Source organism: Amycolatopsis sp. NPDC057786 (assembly GCF_042797905.1).
Taxonomy (GTDB): domain Bacteria; phylum Actinomycetota; class Actinomycetes; order Mycobacteriales; family Pseudonocardiaceae; genus Amycolatopsis.
This window is the reverse complement of the sequence record NZ_JBHVKW010000002.1, coordinates 244,656-254,702: the sequence shown is the minus strand read 5'-3', so window position 1 is coordinate 254,702 and position 10,047 is coordinate 244,656. Positions and strand designations below refer to the sequence as shown.

Below are 10,047 nucleotides of genomic sequence, written 5' to 3'. Positions count from 1 at the left end.
GCCGGATGACCGGCGGGCCGCTTCGTTCGAGAAACCGTCAGGCGGGGAAGATGACGACCCGGCGCTTCGGGTCCTCGCCTTCGCTCTCGCTCTTGACCCCGTCGACGGCGGCGACCGCGTCGTGCACGACCTTCCGTTCGAACGGGCTCATCGGCTGCAGCCGGACACGCTCGCCGGAGGAGACCACCGTCTCGGCGGTCGAGCGGCCGAGCTCGCGGAGCTCCTCGCGACGGTCAGCGCGCCAACCCGCGATGTCCAGCATCAGCCGGCTCCGCGAACCGGTCTCCTGCTGCACCGCCAGCCGCGTCAGCTCCTGCAGCGCCTCGAGGACGGTGCCGCGGGGGCCGACGAGCTTCTCCAGGTCTTCGCCGCCGTCGATGCTGACGATCGCGCGGCCCGCTTCGACATCGAGGTCGATGTCGCCGTCGTAGTCCAAAAGGTCGAGCAGCCGCTCGAGGTAGTCACCGGCGATGTCGCCCTCCTTCACGAGGACGTCATCGTCGACACCTCCCTTGCGAGCGGTCTCTTCAGCGGCGCCCTCAACCTCGGCCACGCTGTTCTCCTCGGCGTCGATCGTGTCGATCGTCTCCGCCATTACTGGTCTCCTCTCCGGCCCGGATCGGCGTCAGCGACGCTTCCGGCCCGATTTCTTAGTCGAGTCCGAGATGAGACCGGGCACGTCCGCACCGTTCTCCTTCGAGCCGTTCGTGGACGACTCGGCTGTTCCGTCTTTGGCGTCCTTCTTCTCCGCGGCGGAGGAGTCGGTCTGGGCGAAGCCGTGCGGCGAGCCCGCCTTCTTGACCTGACCGCCGGAGGACTGCTTGTTCCGCTTCTGCTGGACCGGCTTCTGACCGGGGCGCGGCGCGGTCGGCTTCTGGCCCGGCTTCGGGCCGAGGTTCGCGCGCTTCTCCTTCTCGGCCGCCTTGCGGGCCTCTTCTTCCTTGTCGATCTTCGTGTAGACGAGGCGCTGCTGCATCAGGGTCCAGCCGTTGTTGGCGAGCCAGTAGATGAGCAGACCGATCGGGAACAGCGCACCGAAGACGAGGACACCGATCGGGAAGACGTACATCGTCAGCTTGTTCATCATCGCGGTCTGCGGAGTGGCCGACTCGGGGTTCTGGCGCTGGACCGAGTGCCGCGCGGTGAGGTGCGTCGCGATACTCGCGATGATCATCAGCGGGATCGCGACCGGAGCGACACCCCAGTGGAACCCGGGAGCCGCGTTCCCGCCGCTGACCATGTCGACGCCCGTGTAGATCGCGTCGCCGAGGTTGACGCCGAACAGCTTCGCGTGGACGTAGGACTCCACGCCGGCCTGATCGAAGAAGTAGTTCTCGGTCTTCGGCCCGCCGTACGGGTTGATGGTGAACATCCGCAGGACGTGGTTCAGACCGATGAAGACCGGGATCTGAAGCAGCATCGGCAGGCAGCTGCCCAGCGGGTTGACGCCGTGCTCCTTCTGAAGCTTCTGCATCTCCATCGCCTGGCGCTGCCGGTCGTTGGAGTACTTCTTCTGGATCTTCTTCATTTCCGGCGCGAAGTCCTGCATCTTCTTCATCGACCGGACCTGGTTCACGAACGGCTTGAACATGATGCCGCGGACCGTCACCGTCAGGAAGACGATCGCGAGGACCCAGGAAATCGCGTTCGCCTCACCGAACACGAGCCCGAAGACCTTGTGCCAACACCACAAGATGAAGGACACGGGGTAGTAGATGAAGTCGAGCACTGAGCTACTCCTCGATCGGTGTTTCAGGTCGGCGGTGGCGCCACGAGAACGTCTCGGGTACCGGGTCGCGGCCGGGCATGGTCCACGGGCCACAGCGCAGCAGACGCCGGACCGCGAGATAGCTGCCGCGGCCGGCGCCGTGCCGGGTCAGTGCCTCGACGGCGTACGCGCTACAGCTCGGGTAGAACCGGCACGCCGGAGGAAAGAAGGGGGAGATCGCCTTGCGGTACAGCTTGATGGGCAGGAGCAGCACCCATGCCACCGGTCCGGGCCTGACGTCTTCGGTGGTCTCGTTCTCGGTGGCTCGCATGCCGTTACACCGCTGATCCGTTGTCGGGTGGTCGCGTCTGGCGGGACTTCCCGGACAGCCCGAGGCGCCGCAACGACGCGTCGAGGTCCGAGCCGAGTTCCGCGCTGGACGCGTCCGCGGCCGGTGGTAGTGCCCGTATCACCAACGAGCTTCCCGGCGGCAGTGTTCCGAGCCTGGCGGAAACGAGATGCCTCAACCGGCGGGTGACGCGGTGGCGGACCACCGAGTTGCCCACGGCCTTGCTCACCACAAAACCCGCCCGCGCCGCTTCGGCGGCATCGGGCGGGTCCGTGGTCAACGCATGGACGACGAGGCGGCGCCTGCCTGCCTTGGCCCCACGCCGCATCACGGCACGGAAATCCTCACTGCGCCGCAACCTCGCGGCGGCCGGCAGCACGACGTCCCTCGACGGCGGCCGGATCAGGCGGACAGCGCGCCGCGGCCCTTGCGACGACGAGCCGCCAGGATGGCCCGGCCGGCGCGGGTCCGCATGCGCAGCCGGAATCCGTGGACCCGGGCGCGGCGGCGGTTGTTCGGCTGGAAGGTGCGCTTACCCTTGCTCACGACTAACTTCTCCTGTTTCTCGGCCGCCGGGAACGGTTCGACCCGTTCCTGGCGTGTCGTGCTGACGCACGGCAGTCTCTGGTGTCTCCTACCAACGTGTGGCCTCGTCACGTCGAGCGACGACAACGTGGGCACGCGAAACGCCCCCGCTGTATACGGGAGACCTTACGAGGGTACGCACCCACCGCCCGGGCCTGGCAGGCACCCCCTCGACCACGCACCGCGACGGTACGTGGAGAGTGATCACCGACGACGCGAGGGCACCGAATGGCAACACGCCGTACACCGTGAAATGCTTGCGCGCGAGGATGCCTTGTGGCAACGAGCGGGGCTTGTTAGCGTGCCCCTCCCGGGTTTACGCCGAGGTGGAACGGTGCAGGCGCCCGGGTGTCCTTGGGGATGTGGAGGCGTCCCGTCGGCATACGTCGAGCCCGCAGGTGACGTCATCGCGGGCCGCCGTACATTAGTGCACAGCTGTGGACAACTATGTGGATATTTGCTGTGCGCACGAGCCGATCGGGCCAGGATGACGCTCGACCCGGCGTTTCGGGCCGCTGAGCGATCTCGCCGCAGCGCACCGATGAGGGGAGGGGAGTCAGGCAGGTGTCCGATCACCAGCACAATCTTGGCGTCATCTGGGAACAGGTCGTGCGGGAGCTGTCGGATGGCACCCTCTCCCCGCAGCAGCGCGCCTGGATGCGGGTGACCCGGCCGATCGGCCTGCTCGACGGCACCGCGCTCCTCGCCGCCCCCAGCGACTTCGCCAAGGAAGCGATCGAACGCGCCCTCCGCGGCGCCATCACCGAAGCCCTTTCGCGCCGGCTCGGCCGCGCGGTCTCGCTCGCGGTGAAGGTCGACAGCACCGAGCCCTCGATGCCTCCGCCGCCGCCCTCACCCGGCCCCCGCTACGAACCGACGTCACCCAGCCGGGTGGAAAACGGTTCCGGTCCGGTGCCGGGTCCTCCTCCGCTGCCCGAAGGCGACGGCATGCTGTCCCCGACCAGGCCCCGGCCCGAGCCTCCGAAGCCGAGGCCGCCGAGGCAGCAGCCGGTGGACAACAGCCTCAACGATGGCGATGACAGCGATGAAGAAGTCGACGAAGAGGGCGAGGCACTCGCCGCCGTGACCGAGATCTGGCCGACGTTCTCCGGCCAGCCGATCGCGGGTCAGCCCTACACCGCGCCGGCGCAGCCGCAGACGTCGAAGACGAAGCTCAACGAGAAATACACGTTCGACACGTTCGTCATCGGCGCGTCGAACCGCTTCGCGCACGCGGCCGCGGTCGCCGTCGCCGAAGCACCGGCGCGCGCGTACAACCCGTTGTTCATCTGGGGAGAGTCCGGACTCGGGAAGACCCACCTGCTGCACGCGGTCGGGCACTACGCCCAGCGGCTGTTCCCCGGCATGCGCGTGCGGTACGTGTCGACCGAAGAGTTCACCAACGACTTCATCAACTCGCTGCGCGACGACCGCAAGGTCGCCTTCCAGCGCCGCTACCGCGACATCGACATCCTGCTCGTCGACGACATCCAGTTCCTGGAAGGCAAAGAAGGTACGCAGGAAGAGTTCTTCCACACCTTCAACACCCTCCACAACGCGAACAAGCAGATCGTCGTCTCCTCCGACCGCCCGCCGAAGCGCCTCGAAACGCTGGAAGACCGGCTGCGCACGCGGTTCGAGTGGGGCCTCATCACCGACATCCAGCCGCCGGAACTCGAAACGCGGATCGCGATCCTTCGCAAGAAGGCCGCCCAGGACCGGCTCGCGGTCCCCGGCGAGGTCCTTGAATTCATCGCTTCGCGCGTCGAAGCGAACATCCGGGAACTCGAAGGCGCGCTCATCCGCGTCACCGCCTTCGCGTCGCTGAACCAGCAGCCCGTCGACGTGGCGCTCGCCGAGATCGTGCTCCGGGACCTCATCCCTGATTCACACGCGCCGGAGATCACCGCGCCGACCATCATGGGCGTCACGTCCGAGTTCTTCGACGTGACCCTCGACGACCTCTGCGGCCCCGGCAAGACGAAGGCGCTCGCGACCGCACGCCAGATCGCGATGTACCTCTGCCGCGAACTCACCGACATGTCCCTGCCGAAGATCGGGCAGACCTTCGGCGGCCGCGACCACACCACCGTCATGCACGCGGACAAGAAGATCCGTAAGGAGATGGCCGAACGACGGCGCATCTACGACCAGGTGCAAGAGCTCACTTCACGGATCAAGCAACGAGCACGGCAGTGATATCTGTCGAGCGCTGACGAAAAGCGCGCCGAAGGGGCGTCGTTCCGCTTCCAACTCAGGTTGGGTGCGGAGGGCGCCCCTTCATCGCGTTTTCGTGGGCCTTCGGCCCGAAAGAGGGCGCTCGACGGTGAAGTCTCCCTTCGCGCTGGCGCGCTTCCGGGAGACCGCTGGGTCATCTGAGTATCAATCCCTTGGCCGCTAAGGGTTTCGGGGCTCTCGCCGGTGGGTGGGAGCCCTTCTTTGTGTCTACATAGGCCCGAAGCACGCGTAGGCGGAGAAGCGGCGAAGGGGGCGAAGGGGCGTAAGAGGGGCTTCGCGTTTTTCCTTGTGTACAAAGGAAATCCACAGGGTGTGGGTAGCTTGTGCACAAGTTCGGTGGGGTTGGGAGCTGCGGCGACGGGGGTTTCGTCCACATCGCACTCACAGGGAATCCACAGCATTTCCACACCAAGATCCACACTCTGTCCCCAGGTTGCCCACATCTTGTGCACAAGGGTGATGCAGGCTGCATGGATCACTCTCCCGAGCGATTCCGGTCACGAACGCCGCCCACAACCCTGGGTACAAACCGCCCCACAACTGGGGATAACCGTGGGGACAACTGTGGATGACTGTGGACAGATCGAGCGCCGCCCGAAACCATCCACCGACGGCCCGAGCTGTCCACCGTCCGTACACACCCGGAGTCCACAGCCTCAGAGGCGCCCGGACCTGCGCGAACGAGCCTTGTCCACACAATCCACAACGCCTATTACTACTGCTGTCTTTTCTTCTTCTCTAGAAGAGAACAAAACAAAAACAGGCGAAGGACGAATCTGGGGACAGTCGGTGAGCCGTGTCGTCTTGTCGACAAAAGCAAGGGGAGGCCGAGGTGACGTGGACCCCGGGGACGGCCTAACGTGGGTCCCTGCACCTGGTCTGCGTGTCGACGTGCGTTCGCGTCCTCGCTCGGACCGAACAACACCTGCGAGGCACCTGGCCATCGCGCTCTCCGGCCGAGGTGACCCGTTGAGCTTTCGAGCCGTCAGGGGCTCGGCTGTCGAAAGGAAGCGCGCATGAAGATCCGCGTCGAGCGTGACGGGCTGGCCGACGCCGTCGCGTGGGTGGCGAGAAGCCTCCCGTCGCGGCCTCCGGTCCCGGTGCTGGGCGGTGTCCTCCTCGATGCGGGATCCGACGGGACGAGTGACGCCCTCACCGTCTCCGGATTCGACTACGAGGTCTCCGCCACGGTCGGCGTCCCGGCCACCATCGCCGACGGCGGCCGTCTGCTGGTCTCCGGCCGTCTGCTGGCCGACATCACGAAGTCGCTGCCCGCCCAGCCGGTCGAGATCTCGGTCGACGGCGCCCGCGCGACCATCACCTGCGGCTCCGCGCGCTTCTCCCTGCCGACCATGCCGGTCGAGGACTACCCGCAGCTCCCGTCCCAGCCCGCCTTCGCCGGTGAACTCACCGGTGACGCGTTCGGCCAGGCCGTCACCCAGGTCGTCGTCGCCGCGGGCAAGGACGACACCCTCCCGATGCTGACCGGCATGCGGCTGGAGATCTCCGGCTCCTCGCTGACCCTGGTCGCCACCGACCGCTTCCGGCTCGCCATGCGCGAGTTCACCTGGGAGCCGGCCGAGGGCCTGTCCGACGCCGCGGTGCTCGTCCCGGCGCGCACGCTCGCCGAGGCCGCGAAGACGCTCGGTGCCAGTGGGGCCAAGATCCGGCTCGCGCTCGCCAGCGGCGAAGGCCTTCTCGGTCTCTCCGGTTCCGGCCGCTACACCACGACCCGCCTCCTCGACGCGGAGTTCCCGCCGTACCGGCAGCTGCTGCCGGCGCAGCACACGTCGCGCGCGGTCATCGAGGTCTCCGCGCTCGCCGAGTCCATCAAGCGTGTTTCGCTCGTCGCGGAGCGTGGCACCCAGGTGCGGCTGGAGTTCAACGACGGTTCGCTGCGCCTGTCCGCGGGTGGCGACGACGAGGGTTCGGCCGAAGAAGAGCTTCAGGTCGATTACGAGGGTGAGCCGGTGACCATCGCGTTCAACCCGGGTTACCTCGTCGACGGGCTCGGCGCGCTGAACGCGAACCGGGCGGAACTGACGTTCACCACCCCGAACCGGCCGGCGCTGATCAAGCCCGCCGACGAGGAGGGCAACGTCGTCCCCGGCTACCTGTACCTCCTGATGCCGGTTCGCCTCCCAGGCTGACCGGCCGCCACTTCTGTTCGCACCAAAGGGGATCTTCATGGCTCAGCTGGGACTCATCGGCCTCGGCAAAATGGGGTTCAACATGCGTGAGCGGCTGCGCGCGGCCGGTCACGAGGTGATCGGTTACGACCGCAACCCCGACGTCACCGACTCCACCTCACTCGAGGACATGGTGTCCAAACTGGACGGTCCCCGGATCGTCTGGATCATGGTGCCCGCCGGCGAACCCACCCGGCAGACCGTCGCGGAGCTCGGCAACCTGCTGTCCGAGGGCGACCTCGTGATCGACGGCGGCAACTCGAAGTACACCGATGACCGGATCAACGCGGACCTGCTCGCGACGAAGAAGATCGGCTACCTCGACTGCGGGGTTTCCGGTGGCGTGTGGGGCAAGGACAACGGCTACGGCCTGATGGTCGGCGGCGCGGCTTCGGACGTCGAGAAGGCCATGCCGATCTTCGACGCGCTTCGCCCCGAAGGCCCGCGTGACGAGGGCTTCTCGCACGCCGGCGCCGTCGGCTCCGGTCACTACGCGAAGATGATCCACAACGGCATCGAGTACGGCATGATGCAGGCCTTCGCCGAAGGCTTCGAGCTGCTCGAAGCCGCGAAGGTCGTCGAGAACGTGCCCGCGGTGATCAAGGGCTGGCAGCGGGGGACCGTCGTCCGCTCGTGGCTGCTCGACCTGCTCGTCCGCGCGCTCGACGAGGACCCGGAGCTGGACGACCTCGAGGGCTACGTCGAGGATTCCGGCGAAGGCCGGTGGACGCTCGAAGAGGCGATCAACAACGCGGTCCCGGCGCCGGTCATCTCGGCCGCGCTGTTCGCGCGGTTCGCTTCGCGCCAGGAGGACTCCGCCGCGATGCGGGCCGTCGCCGCGCTGCGCAACCAGTTCGGCGGGCACGCCGTCAAGAAAGCCGGCGACTAGGCAGGACGGTTGTACCTCAGACATCTCCAGGTCACCGATTTCCGGTCCTGGCCACAAGCCGATCTCGCGCTCGAACCCGGCCCGACCGTCCTCGTCGGACAGAACGGCCGCGGCAAGACGAACCTCCTCGAGGCGATCGGTTACATCGCGACCCTGGGCTCGCACCGCGTCGCGACCGACGCGCCGTTGGTGCGGCACGGGTGCGAACGCGCCCTGATCAGGGTCGCGGTGGTCAACGAGGACCGCGAGCTGACGGTCGAGCTGGAGATCACGCCCGGCAAGGCGAACCGCGCGCGGGTCAACCGCGGCGCGGTCGGCAAGCCCCGCGACGTGCTCGGGATCCTGCGCACGGTGCTGTTCTCGCCGGAGGACCTGGCGCTCGTGCGCGGGGATCCCGGGGAGCGCCGCCGCTTCATGGACGAGCTCCTCGTGCTGCGCGCTCCCCGGTACGCCGGGGTCCGCGCCGACTACGAGAAGGTGCTGAAGCAGCGGAACGCCCTGCTCAAGACGGCGGGTAAGCGCCGTACGGGACGCGAAGACCCGTACGCGTTGTCGACGCTCGACGTCTGGGACGACCATCTGGCGGTGGCGGGCGCCGCGTTGCTGGCCGCCCGGCTCAACCTGATCGCGGATCTCGCGCCGTACGCGGCCGCCGCGTACATGGGGGTCGCGCCCGACTCGAGACCGGCGAAGATCGCGTACAAGTCGAGCCTCGGCGAAGCGATGCCGGCGGGGTACGGCGATCCGGACGGTACTCGCGCCGACCAGGCGGTGCTCAAAGACGTGCTGGTCGAGGCGTTGAAACGGTCCCGAAACCTGGAGCTGGAGCGCGGGGTGAGCATGGTCGGCCCGCACCGGGACGAGCTCGATCTCATCCTCGGCGAAGCGCCGGCGAAGGGCTACGCGAGCCATGGGGAGTCCTGGTCGTTCGCCCTCGCGCTGCGTCTGGGAAGCTACGAGCTCCTGCGTGGCGAGGCCGGGGAACCGGTGCTTCTGCTGGATGATGTGTTCGCCGAGCTGGACCGGCGTCGCCGGGCCCGGTTGGCGGAGGTGGCGGCAGGCGCCGAACAGGTGCTGGTGACCGCCGCCGTGGACGAGGACGTGCCCGCCGAACTGGCCGGACACCGGTTCCTCGTGGCGGATGGTGAGATCAACCGAGGGTGACCGGCGTGCAGCGGACACCCCGGGTGATCGGCGCCACAGCAGTTGCCCACCGATCTGGGGACAAACCTGTGGACAGTGTGGATAACACCGTGAACGCGTTATCGCCCCGCGTGACCAAGGGGCCTGATAAGCGGCTTGACACCCCCCGCCCGGGCGGTAACCCGGGTGAGGGAACTTTGTTCGACACGCAGCGTGAACGGACCGCGGTATCGAACGGTGCAACCGATACCGAAAGCAAGGAACCGGCTACTGGTCGTGACCTCGCTCGTGCCGCTTTGGACGCCGCGAAGGCCAAAGCCAAGGCCCGCGGAGTTGAACCGGGTGTGCGCCGCGGCCGTATCACCGGAGGGGGAGCCGGTTCGGCGGGGCAGAGCCCGCGACGTCGTCGCTGGTCAGGGCCGGGTGCCGACGCACGCGACCCGCAGCCGCTCGGCAGGCTCGCCTCCAGGATCGCGGTCGACCGCGGCTGGAACACGCGGCTGGCCAACGGTCAGGTCTTCGACAGCTGGGCACGGCTTGTGGGTGAAGAGGTCGCCGAACACGCCCAGCCGGTGGCGCTGAAGGACGGCGAGCTGACCGTCCGCGCGAGTTCGACGGCGTGGGCGACGCAGCTTCGCCTGCTTCAGGGGCAGCTGCTGGCGAAGATCGCGAAGGGCGTCGGCCACGGCGTGGTGAAGAAGATGCGGATCCAGGGGCCGACGGCGCCGAGCTGGCGGAAGGGGCCGCGGCACGTGCCGGGACGCGGCCCGCGTGACACGTACGGCTGATCCGAGTTGCGCTTCGCCGGGACTGTGCCACCAGCGCCCCGAGAACGCGCCCAGAGCGCTTCGCGAACGTCAAGACTCTTCTTTGAACGAATTAGCGCGCCTGTGAGCAAATCAGGGGTGTCCTTGCCGCATGCCAGCGGGCACGGCCAAGTACACTG

General features: G+C 67.6%; 10 protein-coding genes. 5 read left to right on the top strand and 5 right to left on the bottom strand.

Annotated features, from left to right (window positions below):
- Positions 1 to 37: 37 nt before the first annotated feature.
- The 5 genes from ACFVM3_RS02920 to rpmH are packed head-to-tail and all read right to left on the bottom strand — an operon-like array spanning position 38 to position 2,603.
- Positions 38 to 595, bottom strand: a complete 558-nt coding sequence (locus ACFVM3_RS02920) for a protein jag (protein WP_378434969.1) — start codon at positions 593 to 595, stop codon at positions 38 to 40.
- Between the two features lie 30 nt (positions 596 to 625).
- Complete coding sequence (gene yidC / locus ACFVM3_RS02915; protein WP_378434967.1) at positions 626 to 1,729, bottom strand: membrane protein insertase YidC; 1,104 nt, start codon at positions 1,727 to 1,729, stop codon at positions 626 to 628.
- 4 nt (positions 1,730 to 1,733) lie between these two features.
- Positions 1,734 to 2,039 (bottom strand): membrane protein insertion efficiency factor YidD, encoded by a 306-nt coding sequence (yidD, locus tag ACFVM3_RS02910; protein ID WP_378434965.1) that lies wholly within the window; start codon positions 2,037 to 2,039, stop codon positions 1,734 to 1,736.
- 4 nt (positions 2,040 to 2,043) lie between these two features.
- Positions 2,044 to 2,436, bottom strand: coding sequence for a ribonuclease P protein component (gene rnpA / locus ACFVM3_RS02905; RefSeq protein ID WP_126734759.1), 393 nt, complete (start codon positions 2,434 to 2,436; stop codon positions 2,044 to 2,046).
- A gap of 23 nt (positions 2,437 to 2,459) precedes the next feature.
- Positions 2,460 to 2,603: a 50S ribosomal protein L34 gene (gene rpmH / locus ACFVM3_RS02900; RefSeq protein WP_005154511.1), complete on the bottom strand. Its 144-nt coding sequence runs from the start codon at positions 2,601 to 2,603 to the stop codon at positions 2,460 to 2,462.
- A gap of 603 nt (positions 2,604 to 3,206) precedes the next feature.
- Here rpmH and dnaA point away from each other — a divergent pair.
- The 5 genes from dnaA (at position 3,207) to ACFVM3_RS02875 (ending at position 9,889) form a co-directional block, all read left to right on the top strand.
- A complete protein-coding gene (dnaA, locus tag ACFVM3_RS02895) occupies positions 3,207 to 4,841 on the top strand; it encodes a chromosomal replication initiator protein DnaA (protein WP_034321912.1) in 1,635 nt (544 codons plus the stop codon).
- A gap of 1,055 nt (positions 4,842 to 5,896) precedes the next feature.
- Positions 5,897 to 7,030, top strand: a complete 1,134-nt coding sequence (dnaN, locus tag ACFVM3_RS02890) for a DNA polymerase III subunit beta (RefSeq protein WP_020632653.1) — start codon at positions 5,897 to 5,899, stop codon at positions 7,028 to 7,030.
- A 37-nt stretch (positions 7,031 to 7,067) separates the two neighbouring features.
- Complete coding sequence (gene gnd, locus ACFVM3_RS02885; protein WP_126734761.1) at positions 7,068 to 7,958, top strand: phosphogluconate dehydrogenase (NAD(+)-dependent, decarboxylating); 891 nt, start codon at positions 7,068 to 7,070, stop codon at positions 7,956 to 7,958.
- 9 nt (positions 7,959 to 7,967) lie between these two features.
- Positions 7,968 to 9,122, top strand: coding sequence for a DNA replication/repair protein RecF (recF, locus tag ACFVM3_RS02880; protein ID WP_378434963.1), 1,155 nt, complete (start codon positions 7,968 to 7,970; stop codon positions 9,120 to 9,122).
- A gap of 275 nt (positions 9,123 to 9,397) precedes the next feature.
- Complete coding sequence (locus ACFVM3_RS02875) at positions 9,398 to 9,889, top strand: DciA family protein (RefSeq protein ID WP_378434961.1); 492 nt, start codon at positions 9,398 to 9,400, stop codon at positions 9,887 to 9,889.
- Positions 9,890 to 10,047 lie beyond the last annotated feature (158 nt).